A 16367-nucleotide genomic window follows, 5' to 3' on the forward strand; every position below is an offset into this window, starting at 1 on the left:
GGGAACCACGCCCGCGCCTCGCGCGCTGCGGTGCGGCGACAGGAGGTTGGATGCGGCGGGCGGTGCGGATCTTCGGGACGGCGTTGCTGTTCCTCATCGTCGGGCTCTGCCTCGCGGCGGTCTGCGTGCCGCCGTTCCTCGACCGCGTCTATTATCAGGGCCCCGTCAGTGCCCATTTCGATGGCGCCCGCTTCTTCAATCCCGATGACGCGCCCGGCCGGCCGGCCGCGCGCTTCTCGCCTGCCCGGCTCATCCGCTTCCTCGCCCGCTCGGGCCGTGCGCCATGGCCCGAAAAGGTCGCCGTGCCGCGCGGCTATCCGCCGGCCGAGGCGACGCCTTGCCCGCCGATGCGCGGCGCGGTGGTGGAGAATTGGGGGCGCTGCTCGGCCCAGGTCGATCCTTTCGCCATGTGGGTGACATGGATCGGCCACGCCACCGCGCTCGTCCAGGCGAACGGCGTGTCGATCCTCACCGATCCGATCTGGTCGGAGCGCACCGGCCCGCTCGTCTTCGGGCCGAAGCGCGTGCGCGAGCCCGGCATCCGGCTGGACGATCTGCCGAAGATCGACCTCATCCTGATCAGCCACGCCCACTGGGATCATCTCGATCTCCCCACGCTGAAGGCGCTGTGGGAGCGGGACAAGCCGCTGATCGTCACGGGCCTCGGCAACGACACGATCCTGCGCAAGGCGGGCATCCCCGCGCAGGCGCACGACTGGGGCGGGCGCGTTGCGGTGAAGCCGGGCGTCGAGGTGATCGTCGAGCGGGTCCATCACTGGAGCACGCGCTGGGGCGCGGATCGCAACCGTGCCTTGTGGGCAGGCTTCGCGGTGCGGATGCCGGCGGGCAATCTGTTCTTCGCCGGGGATACCGGCTGGGGCGACGGCAGCTGGGTGCGGGAGGCGGCACGCCACGGCCCCTATCGCCTCGCCCTGATCCCGATCGGCGCCTTTCTGCCGCGCGAGATGATGCAGCCGAGCCACATCAGCCCGGTCGAGGCGGCGGACGTGTTCCGCGGCGTCGGCGCCGCCCACGCGCTCGGCATCCACTGGGGCACGTTCCAGCTGTCGGACGAGGCGATCGACGCGCCGCCGCTGCTGCTCGCGCAGACGCTGCGCGCGCGCGGCGTGCCGGCGGATCGCTTCCGCACGCTGGAGGTCGGGCGTCCCTGGGCGGTGCCGCCGCTGGCGCCCGCGCCGGCGCGGCGTTAAGGCGCACGGCCATGACGCTCAGGCCCTTCCACCTCGCCTTTCCGGTCGACGATCTCGCCGCCGCGCGCGCTTTCTATGGCGGCGTGCTCGGCTGTCCCGAGGGGCGCAGTGCCGAGACGTGGATCGATTTCGATCTCTACGGCCACCAGATCGTCGCGCACCTCGCGCCCGCCCGCACCGATGCCGCGGCCAATCCGGTCGACGGCCATGACGTGCCCGTGCCGCATTTCGGCATCGTCCTGACCATGGCCGACTGGCAGGCACTGGCCGACCGGCTGGAGGCCGCGGGCACGCATTTCGGCATCGCGCCGCACATCCGTTTCCAGGGCCAGACAGGCGAGCAGGCGACCATGTTCTTCCGTGATCCGGCGGGCAATGCGCTCGAATTCAAGGCGTTTGCCGACGACGCGATGCTGTTCGCGAAATGAGCCGCACCGCCTTCATCACCGGCGCCACCGCCGGCATCGGGCTGGCAGCCGCGCGCCGCTTCGTCGAGGGTGGCTGGCGCGTCGTCGCGACGGGGCGGCGCGAGGATCGGCTGCGCGCTCTGCAGGACGAGTTGGGGGCAGAGCGCGTCCACATCGCCGCCTTCGACGTGGCGGACCGGCCGGCGATGGAGGCCGCCATCGCCGCACTGCCTGCGCCGTTTGCGGGCATCGATCTGCTGGTCAACAATGCCGGCCTCGCGCTCGGCACGGCGGTGGCGCAGGAAGCCGATCTCGACGGGTGGGAGCGGATGATCGCGACCAACGTCACCGCCCTCGTCACGCTCACGCGCCGGCTGTTGCCGATGCTGATCGAGCGGCGCGGCGCCATCGTCAACCTGTCCTCGGTGGCGGCGACGTACCCGTATCGTGGCGGCAACGTCTATGGCGGCACCAAGGCGTTCGTCCGCCAATTCTCGCTCGGCCTGCGCTCCGATCTGCACGGAACGGGCGTGCGCGTCACCTCGATCGAACCGGGCATGGTCGAGACCGAGTTCACCACCGTCCGCACGGGCGATCAGGCCGCGTCCGACGCCTTCTATGCGGACATGACGCCGATGACCGGCGACGACATCGCCGAGACGATCTTCTGGGTGGCGACGCTGCCGCCGCACCTCAACATCAATGCACTGGAATTGATGCCGGTCGATCAGAGCTTCGCCGGCTTCCAGGTGGATCGCCCGGGCCGCCGCTGAGCGCGCCCGTTCAGCTCAGCTGGAACGGGATGTTGAGATAGCCGACCGCTTCCACCGGCTCGCCCGCTTGCGTGCCGGGCAGGAAGCGCCAGCGCCGCACCGTATCCAGCGCCGCCTCGTCCAGCCGGTCGAACCCGCTGGTGCGCGCCACGGCAATCTCCTTCACCCGGCCGTCCGTCGTGATGACGACCCGCAGGCGAACGGTGCCCTGCTCCTTCTTGCGGCGCGACTCGGTGGGGTAACGCGGCGATGGATTGTTCAGGCTCTTGGCCGACCCGTTCGGCGGCACGATCGGCGCTGCGATCACAGCGGCAGGCGCGGGCGCGGCCGGTGCGGGCGTCTCCGCCACGACGGGCGTCGGCGCGGGCACGCTGACGACGGGGGTGGAGGCGACCGGCGCATCGACGATGCGGGGCGGCGCGACGACCGCGGTCACCGCAGGGGCGGGCGGCTGCGGCGCCTCGGGCGGGGGCGGCGCCTCGGGCGGGGGCGGCGGCGCGGCCTCCAGCGGCGGCGGCGGCACATCCTCCGCCAGCTCGATCACCTTCAGCTCGCTATATTTCGGCTTGCTGACGGGGATCACGTCCAACTTGATGAGCACGAAGATCAAGAGAACGTGCAGCGCCGCGATGGCGGCCAGCGCGATCAGGTTCGGGCCGGAGCGCTCACCATAACGGGCAGGCGGCGCGGGTGGCGTGACGACCAGCCGCAACGCCGGCTGTCGCCGGTCGGCGTCCGGATGCTCGGCCCGTGCAAATGCCGTCGCCATCGCTGAACCCTCTTTGAACGGTCTCAGCGATCTCGCTAATCGAACAGGTAATGCGAATCAATCGCAATTCGCCGCAGCCCGCGCCCGCTCGAACAGCCACACCCGGATCGCGCTGGCGAGATTGGCAGCGTCCTGCGCCTGCACCCGCACCGCGTCGATCCGCGCGACCAGCGCCGACAGCGGCAGCCCGTCAGTCGCCGCCGCTTCCTCCAGCGCCGTCCAGAAGATGGGTTCGAGGCTGAGCGACGTGGCGTGGCCGGCGATCGTCACCGATCGTTTTACCGGACCCGCCACCGCGCCCGCCTCAATACATGTGCTGGCCGCCGTTGATCGACAGCGTCGATCCGGTGACGAAGCCGGCTTCCTCGCCGCACAGGAACACGACGCCGCGGGCGATCTCCTCCGCCTCGCCCAGCCGGCCGACGGGGATCTTGGCGACGATCTTGGTCAGCACGTCCTGCGGCACCGCGGCGACCATGTCGGTATCGATATAGCCGGGCGCGATCGCGTTCACCGTGATGCCGAACTTCGCGCCTTCCTGCGCCAGCGCCTTGGTGAAGCCATGGATGCCCGACTTGGCGGCGGCATAATTGACCTGGCCATATTGGCCCGCCTGCCCGTTGATCGAGCCGATGTTGACGAACCGGCCCCAGCCGCGCCCTTTCATGCCGGCGAAGGTCGCCTTGGCCATGTTGAAGCAGCCGCCGAGATTCGTGTCGATCACGTCCTTCCACGCCTGGTAGTCCATGCGCAGCAGCGTGCCGTCGCGCGTGATGCCGGCATTGTTGACGACGATGTCGACGGGGCCGAGCTCCGCCTCCACCGCGGCGACGCCGGCCGCGCAAGCTTCATGATCGGCCACGTCCCACTTGAAGGCGCGGATGCCCGTCCGCTCGGTAAAGGCCTGTGCCCGCGCCTCGTTGCCGGCATAATTGGCCGCGACGGTGCATCCCACCGCCTTCAGCGCGGTGCTGATCGCCTCGCCGATACCACGGGTTCCGCCCGTCACGATCGCTACGCGCGCCATCATCGCCTCTCCCGCTGTAAACTTGTCCGACAAGCCTTATGCCGCACCGATCCAGCCTTCAAGCTCGCGCCCAAGGATGGTTCGTAACATTGCAATGCCCGCCTCGCCGTCGTTGAGGCAGGGCAGGTAATCGAACCGCTCGCCGCCTGCCGCCAGGAACGTCTCGCGTCCGCGGATCGCCAGCTCCTCCAGCGTCTCCAGGCAGTCGGCGGCGAAGCCGGGCGCGACGATGGCGACGCGGCGCACGCCCCTGGCGGGCAGGCCGGCCAGCACCGTGTCGGTCGCCGGCTCCAGCCATTTCGCCCGGCCGAAGCGCGACTGAAAGGTGACGATCAGCTCCCGCCCCAGCGCCTCCGACAGCAATCGCGCGGTCTTCTGGCAATGACAGTGATAGGGGTCGCCCAGCGCCAGCGTGCGCGCGGGCATGCCGTGGAAGCTGGCGAGGATCGCGTCCGGCGCCTGCTCCAGCGTGCTCAGCGACTTTTGCACGCTCGCCGCCAGCGCCGCGATATAGGCGGGATCGTCATGATAGGGCGGCAGCGTGCGCAGCGCCGGTTGCCAGCGCATGCCGGCGAGCGCGAGAAAGGCGGCATCGTTCGCCGTCGCCGTCGTCGCCGCGCAATATTGCGGATAGAGCGGCGCCAGCAGGATGCGCTCGCACCCCTCGGCCTTCAGCGCCGCCAGCCGCTCGCCGATTGCGGGATTGCCGTAGCGCATGGCATGATCGACGATCACGTCCGGCCCGAACGCACCCTGCAGTGCCTGCGCCTGCGCGCGGGTGATCGCGGCTAGCGGCGATCCTGCCTCGCTCCACACCTGCTTGTAGGCATGCGCGGATTTTTTCGGCCGCGTGCGCAGGATCACGCCGCGCAGGATCGGCTGCCAGACGATCTGCGGGATCTCCACCACGCGCCGGTCGGAGAGGAATTCGGCGAGGTAGCGGCGCACCGCAGCGGGCTCCGCCGCATCGGGCGTCCCGAGGTTGACCAGCAGCACGCCGACACGCGGACGCGGGATGTTGGGATGATCGGAAGGCGGTGTCATGCGCCCGCTCCTTGCCCGACGATGGCGTCAAGCGCCATCGCTGCGCAAAGGCAGGGTTCGCATCCGCCGCCCGCCGGCCGCCAGCGCGTTGGCGATGGCCGGCGCGACCGGCGGCACCGCGAGTTCCCCGACGCCGCCCGGTGCCGCATCGCTCGCGACGATCTCCACGAGGATCTCGGGCGTATCCGCCAGCACCGGCAGGCCGAGGTCGGCGAAGCTCGTCTGCTCGGGCAAGCCGTCCGCATAGGTGATCGCGCCGCCCAGCGCCGCCGCCAGCCCCCAGATCAATCCGCTTTCCACCTGCTGGCGGACGATCTCCGGATGGATCACGCGCCCGACATCCACCGTTGCCGCCAGCCGGTCCACCCGCACCCGCCCGTCCGCAATCCGTGCCTCCGCCAGCACCGCGGCATAGCTGCCGAAGCCGGCATGCAGCGCGAGGCCCTGCCCGTTGCCCGGCCCCTGCCAGCCGCCCAGCGCCGCGACGCCCGTCAGGCAGCGCGCCAGTCGCGGCTGGCCGCCAAGCATCTGCACGCGGTAGCCGAACGGATCCTGGCCGCCGAGCGCCGCCAGCTCATCGACGAAGCTTTCGGTGAAGAAGGCGGTGTAGCTGTGCGCGACCGAGCGCCACATCCCCGTCGGCACGCCCAGATCGACAGGCAGGTGATCCACCGCCAGCGCAGGGATGGCATAAGGCGGCCGCGCGCCCTCCACCGCGGCGGCCTCCGCCTCTCCGGCGCCGCCCATGCCGCGCGTGCCGCCCCGCACCATCATCTCGCCCATGGTGGAGGGCGCCGCGATCCGCGCCTGCCAGCCGAGGATGCGCCCGTCCGGCGCCAGCCGCGCCGCCATCGCCGCGCGGGCGGGCGGCCGATTGCGCGCCGCCCGCGTCTCCTCCTCGCGCGACCAGCAGAGCTGCACCGGCCGCTTCAGCTTGGCCGCCAGCACCGCCACCTGCTCCACCGCGTCCGTCTCCGCCTTGCGGCCGAAGCCGCCGCCGATCGGCATCGGATAAAGCGTCACCTGCACAGGCGACAGGCCGATCGCCCGCGCCGCGGCATCGCGCGCCGCCACCTGCGCCTGCACCGGCGCCCAAACCTCCAGCCGATCACCGGAAAAACGCGCAGTGGCGACCAGCGGCTCGATCGGTGCATGCGCAGCGAACGGCACGGCATAGCGCGCGGTGATCACCTCCCGGCCGCGGAACACCTCACCCAGGCCGCCCGCTTCGGCGAAGCGCCCGCCCGCGCCCGTCGCCAGCGCCTGCTCCAGCGCCGCATCGATCGTCGCCTGGCTCGGCCGCGCGGCGCGGCTGGTGAAGGCGATCCCCATGGCCTCCAGCGCCCGCTCCGCCGCCCACGTGTTGGTCGCCACCGCCGCGACCCAGCCCGGCCGGTCGATCACTGCCAGCAAGTGCGGCACGGCAAAGGCCTTGGCGGTGTCGAAGCCGGTGACCACGCTGTCGCCCAGCGGCCCCTGCCGGATCGCGGCGAACACCATGTCGGGCAACCGCACGTCGGCGGCGAATCGGATCGATCCGTCCACCTTCGCCGGCAGATCCAGCCGCGGCACCGATTTGCCGACCAACCCGTCCGGTCGCCGTCCCCGCGGCGGCGGATCGTCGGGCGGGGTCAGCGTCGCCGCCTTCGCCGCCAGCTCGCCGAAGCGCAGCCGGTCGGTGCCGCGGGTGACGAAGCCCGCCTCGGTATCGCACGCCTCCCAGGCCACGCCCCAGCGCTCTGCCGCCGCCATGCACAGCAGCGCCCGCGCCACCGCGCCGGCATGGCGGTATTTCGCCTCGAACGCGCGGATCGAGGTGGAACCGCCCGTCAGCATCAGCGGCCCCTGCCGCGCCACCGCACCGCCGATCGATCGCGCCAGTCCGTCCAGCATCGCCGGCGCGCGCGCGGCGGCGGCATCGCCGACGATCAGCTCGTTCGCATAAGCCGGGTGGATCGGCGCGGTCTCGACGCCCACCGTCCGCCAATCCGCCCCCAGCGCATCCGCCAGGATCTGCGGCAGCGACGTCCACACGCCCTGCCCCATCTCCGCCTGGCCGACGATGACGGTGACATGCCCGTCCTCGCCGATCTTCAGAAACGGGTCGAGCACATGCTCGCCGACGGCGGCGACGAGGTTCGGCGGCGCACGCCGCGGCAGCGCCGCAAAGCCGACCAGCAGGCCAAGCCCCGCGCCGCCGCCGATCAGAAGCCTGCGGCGGGTAAGGCCTGTTGTCATCCTGTCCGTCTAGACCATGGCGGGCGGCGATCAAGCGGATGTCCTTAACCGGGCTGAAAGCCGGCCGTGCCACAAGGGCGACGAGGGGAGACGGGCGATGGCGACGGTGATGCGGATCGAGGCGGAGCAAGGCGCGCCGACGGAGCTGGCCGCCCGCATCCATCAGCTCGGTCGCGATTGTGCGCTCCTGTCCGTCGGGGAACTGTGCCACCGCACCGATCGGCTGCGCGTGCAGGCGGCGGCGGGTGGCTTTGCCGCACTCGCGCGGCTTGCCGGTGCGCTGGGCGATGCGCTGGCCAAGGATGGCCGCGCCGCGCCCGTGCGCATCTATATCGACCTGATGGAGGACGCGCTCGGCTGCGCCGGCCAGGGCGCGGCCGCGGGCGAGGCGCTGCTCGCCGCCGCATCCGTCCGCCTCGCCTGACCGGGTGGACGCACTCCTTTCCAGCTTCCTTGCCGCGCTGATCGCGGAACAGGGCAGCGCCACGCAATTGCTGGTGCTCGCCGCGCTTGCCCGATTCGGGCGGAGCGGGCCCGTCGCGCTCGGGCTGGTCGCGGGGATCGCGCTCAACGCTGCGCTGTCCGCGGCGGCCGGCGCCGGCGCTGCCGCACTCGTCTCCTACCGCGCCGCCCTGCTTATGTCCGCGCTGGCGCTGCTCGCCGCGGGCGGCGCGATGCTGTTCGCGCCGGGCACGCTCAAGGTGCAGCTGTATCAGCGGCTGGGTCCGTTTGCCGCCACCCTGGTCGCCACCTTCGTGCAGGGGTTCGGCGATCGCACGCAGTTCCTGATCTTCGCGCTTGCCGCCCGCGCAGAGGTGCCGCTGCTCGCCGCGGTCGGGGGCACGCTGGGGGCCATTGTCAGTCTGCTGCCCGCCTTGCTGCTTGGTGCGGCATTTCCGCGGCGCTGGCCGCTCACCATGCTGCGTCGTTGCGGCGCCGCACTGTTTCTCCTTGTCGGGATCGTTCTGTCGCTGGCAACATTGCGGCTGATCTGATCGCGCGTTCAGCCTGATCGCCCAATTTCATCGGACCGTTCTGCGACCAAAAAGCGATCGGATCGTTCCGCCCGCCGACCGACACGAAGGAGTCCCCCAATCATGGCCGACGCGCCCGAGAAGCTCGCCACCCCGACGGATCTGGCGTCCAACGCCACCCGCTCCGTTGCCGACACGCTGAACCAGGCGCTGGCGGACAGCTATGCGCTCTATATCAAAACCAAGAACTTCCACTGGCACGTCTCCGGCCCGCACTTCCGCGATTATCACCTGATGCTCGACGATCAGGCGACGCAGATCCTCGGCACCACCGACGTGATTGCCGAGCGCGTGCGCAAGACCGGCAACACCACGCTCCGCTCGATCGGCGACATCGCCCGCCGTCAGCAGATCCGCGACAATGACGCCGATTTCGTCAGCCCCACCGACATGCTGAGCGAGCTGCGCGACGACAATCTGAAGCTCGTCGAGGCCTTCCGCGAGGTTAAGGAAGCCGCCGAATCCGCGGGCGACAATGCCACGTCCGGCATCGTCGACGAATGGACCGATCAGGCCGAGGAGCGGGCCTGGTTCCTGTTCGAGGCCAGCCGCGCCGGCTGATCCGACGCGAAGTTGAAGGACGGCGCGGCTTGCCAGCGGCAGGCCGCGCCGTTCGCATGTCCGCGGTTTGACTCAGCCGACCGTGCCGCCTAACTCTCCCCCGTCATCCGGGGAGTAGCCGGCGGTGCCTCCAGCGCACCGTGTTCCGTATCGACATACTCGGGTGAGAGCCCGCGGTGCGGATCGAGGGATCTGAACGCCCTCCAGCGAGACCGATGGCGCCACACCTCCCGTCATGCCGGGCGGAGGGGTGCGGCGTCGTCCTGTCTCTGCCGCCCGGCCCGGATCGCTCGCCCATGGAACCGCTGTTCGCCTCCACGCTCGTCGTCGCGCTTGCCGAGATGGGCGACAAGACGCAGCTGCTCGCCATCCTGCTGGCCAGCCGCTTCCGCCGGCCCTGGCCGATCGTCGCAGGCATCCTGCTCGCCACCATCGCCAATCACGCGCTCGCCGCATGGGCGGGTGTCGCCGTCGCCGGGCTGCTGAACGGCTTCTGGTTCCGCCTGGCGGTGGCACTCGGCTTCCTCGCCATGGCGGCGTGGACGCTCGTCCCCGACAAGGCGGACGACCTCACCACCAAGCCGGGCCGCGGTGCCTTCGTCACCACGCTGATCGCCTTCTTCCTCGTCGAGATCGGCGACAAGACGCAGGTCGCCACCGTCGCGCTCGGCGCTCGCTACGGCTCGGTCGCGCTCGTCGCCGCGGGCACCACCATCGGCATGATGCTGGCCAACATGCCCGCCGTGTGGCTGGGGGAGCGGATCACGCGGGTCGTGCCGCTGAACATCGTCCGCATGGTGGCGGCGGGGCTGTTCGCCATCCTCGGGCTGGTGGCGCTCATCGCGCTGTTCGCATGAAGCGGTCGCAAGGCAGGCTTGCCTGCCGGTTCGTCGACCGAGACCATCAAAAGCCGTGAGCGGTTCCACGAAGGTGGAAACCGCTCTAAGGCCTCGCAGATCATGGCTGACCCGATCGTCTTCGCAGTGCCCAAGGGGCGGATCCTCGGCGAGGTGCTGCCGCTCTTCGCCGCGCTCGGCATCGAGCCCGAGCCTGCCTTTGCCGATCCCGACTCGCGCGCGCTCCGCTTTGCTACCAACCGGGCGGACATCAGCCTGATCCGCGTGCGCGCGTTCGATGTCGCCACCTTCGTCGCGCACGGCGCCGCGCAGGTCGGCATCGTCGGCTCCGACGTGCTCGATGAATTCGACTATCCGGAGCTTTACGCGCCCGTCGATCTCGACATCGGCCATTGCCGCATCTCGGTGGCGGAGCCGGCTGCGATGGCGGCGGCGGACGATCCGCGCGAGTGGAGCCACGTCCGCGTCGCGACCAAATATCCCGGCATCACTCGGGCGCATTTCGAGGCGCGCGGCGTGCAGGCGGAATGCGTCAAGCTGAACGGCGCGATGGAGATTGCGCCCGTCCTCGGCCTCGCCGACCGCATCGTCGATCTCGTCTCCTCCGGCCGCACCCTGAAGGAGAACGGCCTCGTCGAGGTGGAGGTGATCGCGGAGGTTTCCGCCCGCTTGATCGTCAACCGCGCCGCGTTCAAGACGCGTGCCGCCGTCATCGCGCCTCTCGTGGAGGGCTTTCGCCGCCTGACGGATGGGGCGCGCGCGGCATGATCCGGCTCGACGCACGCGATCCCGGCTTTGCCGACGCCTTTTCCGCGCTGGTCGACGCGCGGCGCGAGGCGGATGAGGATGTCGCGCAGGCCGTCGCCGCCATCGTCGCCCGCGTGAAGGCGGAGGGCGACGCGGCGCTGCATGAGCTGACGCTCCGCTTCGATCGCCACGATCTCGATGTCACCGGCTGGCAGGTGCCGCGCGCCGAGCGCCGCGCCGCGCTCGAGTCGCTCGCCCCTGATCTGCGCGACGCGCTCGAACTCGCCGCGTCCCGCATCGCCGACTACCACGCCCGCCAGAAGCCCGAGGATGGCGAGCGGACGGACGCGGCGGGCGTCCGCCTCGGTGCGCGCTGGCGGGCGGTGGATGCGGCGGGCCTCTACGTGCCGGGCGGCCGCGCGGCCTATCCCTCCTCCGTGCTGATGAACGCCATTCCCGCCAAGGTGGCGGGCGTCGGGCGGCTGGCGATGGTCACGCCGACGCCGGGGGGCGAGACGAACCCGCTCGTCCTCGCCGCCGCCGAGATTGCCGGCGTTGACGAGGTGTGGCGCGTCGGCGGCGCGCAGGCCATCGCCGCGCTCGCCTGGGGCACCGGCCGGATCGCGCGCACCGACGTGGTGGTCGGCCCCGGCAATGCCTGGGTGGCGGAGGCGAAGCGCCAGCTCTACGGCGTGGTCGGCATCGATATGGTCGCGGGGCCATCCGAGATCGTCGTCGTGGCCGATGCCGCCAACGATCCGCGCTGGACGGCCGCCGATCTGCTCAGCCAGGCCGAGCATGACCCGACCAGCCAGTCGATCCTGCTGACCGACGATGCCACCTTCGCCGATGCCGTCGCCGAGGCGGTCGAGGATCAGCTGAACGTCCTCCGCACCGGCGCCACCGCGCGCGAAAGCTGGGCGGCGAACGGCGCCATCCTGATCCTGCCGACGCTTGACCATGCGATCCCGCTGATTGACCGGCTTGCGCCCGAGCATCTCCAGCTCGCCATCGACGATCCCGACACGCTGTTCGCCCGGGTCCGCCATGCCGGCTCGGTCTTCCTCGGCCGTCACACGCCCGAGGCGGTCGGCGATTATGTCGCCGGGCCGAACCACGTCTTGCCGACGGGTCGTCGCGCGCGGTTCGCCTCGGGCCTGTCGGTGCTCGATTTCATGAAGCGCACCAGCTTCATCGCGCTCGATGCCGCCGCTCTCGATCGGATCGGCCCGGCAGCGGTCGCGCTGGCGGAGGCCGAAGGGCTTCCTGCCCACGCCGCATCGGTCGCCATCCGGCTCGGCGGGCGCTAGGCGGGTCAGACAGGAGCAGGCGATGGCGGACGAGGCGGAGATCGCAACCGGGCTGAAGGCAGCGATGCGGCGGATGCCGGCCGCCGTCGCGCTGATCACCACGCTCGATCCGGAGGGTGGCGAGCCCGCCGGCCTCGCTGCGTCCGCGGTGATCCCGGTCTCGATGGCACCGCCCTCGATGCTGGTCGCGATCAACCGCAACGCCAGCGCGCACAGCGCGATCGAGCGGTCGGGCCGCTTCTGCATCAACCTGCTCAGCACGCAGCAGACCGCGCTCGTCACGCTCTTTTCGAGCACCGACATGCGCGCGCAGCGATTCGCCGATGAGGGCTGGCAGACGCATGACGGCCTGCCCTTCCTGCCCGCCGCCTGCGCCAACATCTTCTGCCGTGTACAGACGACTTTGATCCACGGCACGCACGAGCTGTTCATCGGCAATGTCGAGGATGTGCGCACGAGCGTCGGCGATGCACCGCTCGGCTGGCTGGAAGGGGGGTTCGCCGCGCTCGGCCCGCTCGCCTGAGCGGGGACGTGGCCGCCTCGGACCTTGCGCATGGCGCAAGAGCGTTTAAGCCCGGTGCATGACCGAACTCTGGCAGCACATCGTCGCGGATTTCACCAACATCGGGCAGCCGGCGCAACTCGCCGCCTTCCTCCAGGTGCTGATGATCGACGTGATGCTGGCGGGCGACAACGCCATCGTCGTCGGTGCGCTGGCGGCAGGCCTGCCGACCAAGCAGCGCAAGCAGGTCATTCTCATCGGCATCCTTGCCGCGCTGGTGCTGCGCGTCATCTTCGCGCTGATCGTCACCCAGTTGCTTCAGGTCGTCGGGCTGGTCTTTGCCGGCGGGCTGCTGCTGCTCTGGGTGGCGTGGAAGATGTGGCGCGAACTGTCGCACGGCCAGGGCGGCGGATCGCCCGAAATCGAGGGCGACGAGGGTGCGGGCGTGAAGCCGGCGCGCAGCTTCGCCGCCGCCGCCTGGGCGGTCGCGGTCGCCGATGTCAGCATGAGCCTCGACAATGTGCTGGCGGTCGCCGGTGCCGCGCGCGAGCATCCCGGCATCCTGATGATCGGCCTGCTCCTGTCGGTGATCCTGATGGGCGTCGCCGCCAATCTGATCGCCCGCTATATCGAGCGCTATCGCTGGATCGCCTATGTCGGTCTCGCGGTGATCGTCTACGTCGCGGGCAAGATGATCTACGAAGGCCTCGTCGCGCACGATACGGGGCTGCTGACCCTGTTCTGATCGCCTGCGTCGACGTCGTCATGGCTTGAGGGAGCGGGCGAATGAGCGATGCGCTGGAACCAGTCGAGCCAATGGCAGCGCGGACGCCGGTCCGCTGGCCAGGCGAGAGCGAGGCCTATCGCGCGGCCCGCACCGCGCTGCTTGCCGAGGAATATCGCCTCCGCCGCACGCGTGAGGCGGTCGCCGCGCAGCGCCGCGCGCTGCCGCCCGGCCCCGTGTTCGAGGATCGCTACCGCTTCGAGGGTCCGGGCGGTGAGACGAACCTCGCCGGCCTTTTCGGGGATCATGACACGCTGGTCGTCTACGTGATGATGTTCGCGCCCCAGGGCGGCCGCACCCGCCCCTGCCCGATGTGCACCTCGACGATCGCGGCGTGGGACCAGTCGATCCCGTCGATGCGCCGCAATTTCGCGCCTGCCGTCGTCGCCCGGCGCACGTCCGCTGCCGACATGCAGGCCTTTGCCGCAGAGCGCGGCTGGCGCAACCTGCCCCTCTTCGCCGATCTCGACGGCCGTTTCGTCGCCGACCTCCAGGCGGTCGGCCCCGACGACATGGACAATCCCGGGCTCGCCGTCTTCACCCGCGCGGGCGGCACGATCCGCCTGTTCTGGGCGGACGAGATGGCACTGCCCGATCCCGGCCAGGATCCCCGCGGCCAGGCCGACTTCCAGCCGCTCTGGACCCTGCTCGATCTCACGCCCGAAGGCCGCCGGCCGGACTGGTATCCGACGCTCGACGACTAGGCGATCTCCACTGCGTCGCCCGGGCTGAGCCGCGGCAGCAGCGCCAGCAGCGCATCCCGCTCCACCGCGACGCACCCTTCGGTCGTCGCGCCATCGCGCCAGCAATGCAGGAAGATCGCGCTGCCCGCGCCCGGCACCGGCGGCGCGTCATTGTGCCCCAGCACGACGATCACGTCGTAAAGCCCGTCCTCGCGCCACAGCCGCTCGGCGGAGTGCCCATGCGGGTGGCGCACCGGGCGGTTATAGGCGGGGTCGGCGGGATCGTCGGACCAGCCGTCTGCCCGCCCGATCCAGCGCCATGGCAAGGTCATGCCCGCCGGCACCGTCACCCTGTCGGGCCGCAGCAGCACGGCGCGGATCGGCCAGCGCCCCATCGGGCTGCTGCCGTCGCCCTCGCGCTTCGCCTCCGCCGCCACGGTGCCGCTCCGTCCGATCGCGCACGGCAAGTCGACGCCCGGCCCGGTCAGCCGACCCGCCGCCGCGCGCAGGATCACAGCTGGTGCCCGGTGCGGTCGCGCTTGGTGACCAGATACTGTTCGTTGTGCGGATTCTCACCCGCCTTGTGCGGCACGCGTTCGACTACGGTCACGCCCGCCGCACCCAGCGCCGCCGCCTTGGCCGGGTTGTTGGTCATCAGCCGCACCTCGCGTTGGCCGAGCAGCGCCAGCATCCGCGCCGCCACCTTGAAGTCGCGCGCATCCACCGCGAAGCCGAGCCGCGTATTGGCATCGACCGTGTCGTATCCCTGGTCCTGCAGCGCATAAGCGCGCAGCTTGTTGACCAGCCCGATGCCGCGGCCTTCCTGCCTGAGATAGAGCAGGATGCCCCAGCCCGCCGCCGCCATGCCATGGATCGCGGCGTTGAGCTGCGGCCCGCAATCGCATTTCAGGCTGCCCAGCACATCGCCCGTCAGGCACTCGCTGTGCAGGCGGACGAGCGGGGGGCGGCCGTCGGGCGTGCCGATCAGCAACGCGACATGCGTGTCCCCGCCTGCCGGCGCACGGAAGGCGACGATCTCGGCCGTCTCCGCACCCGCCACCGGCAGCCGCGCGCGCGTCGCGAGCAGCAGCCGGGCGGGATCCTCGTGTGCGTCGATGTCCTCGGGCGTCAGCGTCACCTCGACCACCGCATCGCCGACGAAGAAGGCGGGCAGCAGGCCCGCGACCCGCGCCAGCCTGAGCGCCGCCGCCGCCGCGACCGGATCGGGGTCGGGCACCGCGCGATAGGGCCCTTTCAGCGGCGTCGCGAGATCGCGTGCCGGGTCCGCCAGCGCGAAGGCGGCGTCGAAATCCAGCCACGGCGCGCGCTCTACCAGCACGGGCGAATCGGGCACCGCCGCATCCACCTGGTTCGCCAGCTTCAGCGTCGCCGCGCGCCCGGCGGACAGCAGCACGCCCGCGCGCGCCTCCGGATCGAACGCCGCCAGCCGGCCGGCATCCGCCGTCTCGACGGCGAGCAGCGCCAGCGTGGCAGATGGCCCGCGCACCGCGACGGGCCAGCCGCGCCGCAGCGCATCCACGCCCCGCGCCGCGACCCGCGCATCCCCGCTCAAAAGGCGAACTCGGTGACGAGCGGCACGTGATCGGACGGTTTCAGCCAGTTGCGGCACGGCTCCAGCACGCGGTGATCGGTCGCCTGCGCGGCGACGGCGGGGCTCGCCCACATATGATCCAGCCGCCGCCCGCGATCATTCACCGTCCAGTCGGGCGAGCGATAGCTCCACCACGTATGCAGCCGCTTGGGCGCGGGGTGGAAGTGCCGGCCGAGATCGACCCAGCCATGCGCCGCCTGCAACCGGCCGAGCGTTTCCACCTCGATCGGCGTGTGGCTGACCACGTCGAGCAACTGCTTGTGGCTCCACACGTCGCATTCCAGCGGTGCGACGTTGAAATCGCCGACCAGCAGAGTTGGCTCGCGCAACTCTTCCGACCAGCGGATCATGCGTTCGAGAAAGTCGAGCTTCTGACCGAATTTTGGGTTCACCGTCCGGTCGGGCACGTCGCCACCGGCGGGGATGTAGACATTCTCCAGCCTCAGGCCGCCGGGAAGGCGCACGCCGATATGCCGCGCCTCGCCATTGTCCTGCCAGTCGTGCCGGCTCGCCTCCTCCAGCGGCACGCGCGAGAGCGTCGCAACGCCGTGGTGCATGCGCTGCCCGTTGAGCACGCGGTGCGTATAGCCCAGCCGCTCGAACATGTCGTGCGGGAAGCTGTCGTCATGCACCTTGGTCTCCTGCAGGCAGAGGATGTCGGGCGATTCCTCCGTCAGCAGACGTTCGACGATGCCGGCGCGCGCACGCACCGAATTGATGTTCCAGGAAACGATCTTGAGCGTGTCGGCCATGTCGCCGCGCGATGTAGCGTGGCCGGGGCGGTCCTGCCACTGCCCGGCGGGCCTCT

The 16367-nt window shown here is 70.7% G+C and carries 20 protein-coding genes; 12 read left to right on the forward strand and 8 right to left on the reverse strand.

What is annotated here, in order from left to right; genetic code table 11:
* Nucleotides 1-50: 50 nt before the first annotated feature.
* Genes BM360_RS14605 through BM360_RS14615 form a run of 3 tightly spaced genes read left to right on the forward strand, consistent with a single transcriptional unit; the run spans nucleotide 51 to nucleotide 2391 of the window.
* Nucleotides 51-1211 (forward strand): MBL fold metallo-hydrolase, encoded by a 1161-nt coding sequence (locus BM360_RS14605; RefSeq protein ID WP_093315760.1) that lies wholly within the window; start codon nucleotides 51-53, stop codon nucleotides 1209-1211.
* Between the two features lie 11 nt (nucleotides 1212-1222).
* Complete coding sequence (locus BM360_RS14610; protein ID WP_093315761.1) at nucleotides 1223-1639, forward strand: VOC family protein; 417 nt, start codon at nucleotides 1223-1225, stop codon at nucleotides 1637-1639.
* Complete coding sequence (locus BM360_RS14615; RefSeq protein WP_093315762.1) at nucleotides 1636-2391, forward strand: SDR family NAD(P)-dependent oxidoreductase; 756 nt, start codon at nucleotides 1636-1638, stop codon at nucleotides 2389-2391. The genes BM360_RS14610 and BM360_RS14615 overlap by 4 nt, the downstream gene beginning before the upstream one ends.
* 10 nt (nucleotides 2392-2401) lie before the next feature.
* Here the strand turns inward: BM360_RS14615 and BM360_RS19635 are convergent, their stop codons facing one another.
* Genes BM360_RS19635 through BM360_RS14640 form a run of 5 tightly spaced genes read right to left on the reverse strand, consistent with a single transcriptional unit; the run spans nucleotide 2402 to nucleotide 7469 of the window.
* Nucleotides 2402-3160, reverse strand: a complete 759-nt coding sequence (locus BM360_RS19635) for an energy transducer TonB (protein ID WP_093315763.1) — start codon at nucleotides 3158-3160, stop codon at nucleotides 2402-2404.
* Nucleotides 3161-3217: 57 nt separating this feature from the next.
* Nucleotides 3218-3454, reverse strand: a complete 237-nt coding sequence (locus tag BM360_RS14625; RefSeq protein WP_093315764.1) for a ribbon-helix-helix domain-containing protein — start codon at nucleotides 3452-3454, stop codon at nucleotides 3218-3220.
* A 10-nt stretch (nucleotides 3455-3464) separates the two neighbouring features.
* Entirely contained in the window at nucleotides 3465-4187 is a 723-nt protein-coding gene (phbB, locus tag BM360_RS14630; RefSeq protein WP_093316072.1) for an acetoacetyl-CoA reductase, read from the reverse strand.
* Between the two features lie 36 nt (nucleotides 4188-4223).
* Nucleotides 4224-5231 (reverse strand): ferrochelatase, encoded by a 1008-nt coding sequence (gene hemH, locus BM360_RS14635; protein ID WP_093315765.1) that lies wholly within the window; start codon nucleotides 5229-5231, stop codon nucleotides 4224-4226.
* A 27-nt stretch (nucleotides 5232-5258) separates the two neighbouring features.
* Nucleotides 5259-7469 (reverse strand): xanthine dehydrogenase family protein molybdopterin-binding subunit, encoded by a 2211-nt coding sequence (locus BM360_RS14640; RefSeq protein ID WP_093315766.1) that lies wholly within the window; start codon nucleotides 7467-7469, stop codon nucleotides 5259-5261.
* Nucleotides 7470-7566: 97 nt separating this feature from the next.
* Between BM360_RS14640 and BM360_RS14645 the strand changes: the two genes are divergently transcribed.
* The 9 genes from BM360_RS14645 (at nucleotide 7567) to BM360_RS14685 (ending at nucleotide 13968) form a co-directional block, all read left to right on the forward strand.
* A complete protein-coding gene (locus BM360_RS14645; RefSeq protein WP_093315767.1) occupies nucleotides 7567-7893 on the forward strand; it encodes a hypothetical protein in 327 nt (108 codons plus the stop codon).
* A gap of 4 nt (nucleotides 7894-7897) precedes the next feature.
* The gene (locus BM360_RS14650) at nucleotides 7898-8464 is read left to right on the forward strand and encodes a TMEM165/GDT1 family protein (protein ID WP_093315768.1); all 567 of its coding nucleotides are present in this window, start codon (nucleotides 7898-7900) and stop codon (nucleotides 8462-8464) included.
* A 102-nt stretch (nucleotides 8465-8566) separates the two neighbouring features.
* A complete protein-coding gene (locus tag BM360_RS14655; RefSeq protein WP_093315769.1) occupies nucleotides 8567-9064 on the forward strand; it encodes a Dps family protein in 498 nt (165 codons plus the stop codon).
* A 296-nt stretch (nucleotides 9065-9360) separates the two neighbouring features.
* Entirely contained in the window at nucleotides 9361-9921 is a 561-nt protein-coding gene (locus BM360_RS14660; protein ID WP_093315770.1) for a TMEM165/GDT1 family protein, read from the forward strand.
* A 102-nt stretch (nucleotides 9922-10023) separates the two neighbouring features.
* Nucleotides 10024-10689, forward strand: coding sequence for an ATP phosphoribosyltransferase (gene hisG / locus BM360_RS14665; protein WP_093316073.1), 666 nt, complete (start codon nucleotides 10024-10026; stop codon nucleotides 10687-10689).
* Entirely contained in the window at nucleotides 10686-11978 is a 1293-nt protein-coding gene (gene hisD, locus BM360_RS14670; protein ID WP_093315771.1) for a histidinol dehydrogenase, read from the forward strand. The genes hisG and hisD overlap by 4 nt, the downstream gene beginning before the upstream one ends.
* A gap of 22 nt (nucleotides 11979-12000) precedes the next feature.
* Entirely contained in the window at nucleotides 12001-12501 is a 501-nt protein-coding gene (locus BM360_RS14675) for a flavin reductase family protein (protein WP_093315772.1), read from the forward strand.
* A 58-nt stretch (nucleotides 12502-12559) separates the two neighbouring features.
* A complete protein-coding gene (locus tag BM360_RS14680; protein WP_093315773.1) occupies nucleotides 12560-13225 on the forward strand; it encodes a TerC family protein in 666 nt (221 codons plus the stop codon).
* A 41-nt stretch (nucleotides 13226-13266) separates the two neighbouring features.
* Complete coding sequence (locus BM360_RS14685; protein ID WP_093315774.1) at nucleotides 13267-13968, forward strand: DUF899 family protein; 702 nt, start codon at nucleotides 13267-13269, stop codon at nucleotides 13966-13968.
* Here BM360_RS14685 and BM360_RS14690 read toward each other — a convergent pair.
* Genes BM360_RS14690 through BM360_RS14700 form a run of 3 tightly spaced genes read right to left on the reverse strand, consistent with a single transcriptional unit; the run spans nucleotide 13965 to nucleotide 16311 of the window.
* Nucleotides 13965-14459, reverse strand: coding sequence for a L,D-transpeptidase family protein (locus BM360_RS14690; RefSeq protein ID WP_423228917.1), 495 nt, complete (start codon nucleotides 14457-14459; stop codon nucleotides 13965-13967). The two genes, BM360_RS14685 and BM360_RS14690, sit on opposite strands and share 4 nt — an antisense overlap.
* Nucleotides 14459-15520, reverse strand: coding sequence for a GTP cyclohydrolase II (gene ribA, locus BM360_RS14695; RefSeq protein ID WP_093315776.1), 1062 nt, complete (start codon nucleotides 15518-15520; stop codon nucleotides 14459-14461). Before ribA ends, BM360_RS14690 begins: the two co-directional genes overlap by 1 nt.
* A complete protein-coding gene (locus BM360_RS14700; RefSeq protein ID WP_093315777.1) occupies nucleotides 15517-16311 on the reverse strand; it encodes an exodeoxyribonuclease III in 795 nt (264 codons plus the stop codon). The genes ribA and BM360_RS14700 overlap by 4 nt, the downstream gene beginning before the upstream one ends.
* Between the last annotated feature and the right edge of the window lie 56 nt (nucleotides 16312-16367).

Source organism: Sphingomonas jatrophae (assembly GCF_900113315.1).
Classification (GTDB): domain Bacteria; phylum Pseudomonadota; class Alphaproteobacteria; order Sphingomonadales; family Sphingomonadaceae; genus Sphingomonas_P; species Sphingomonas_P jatrophae.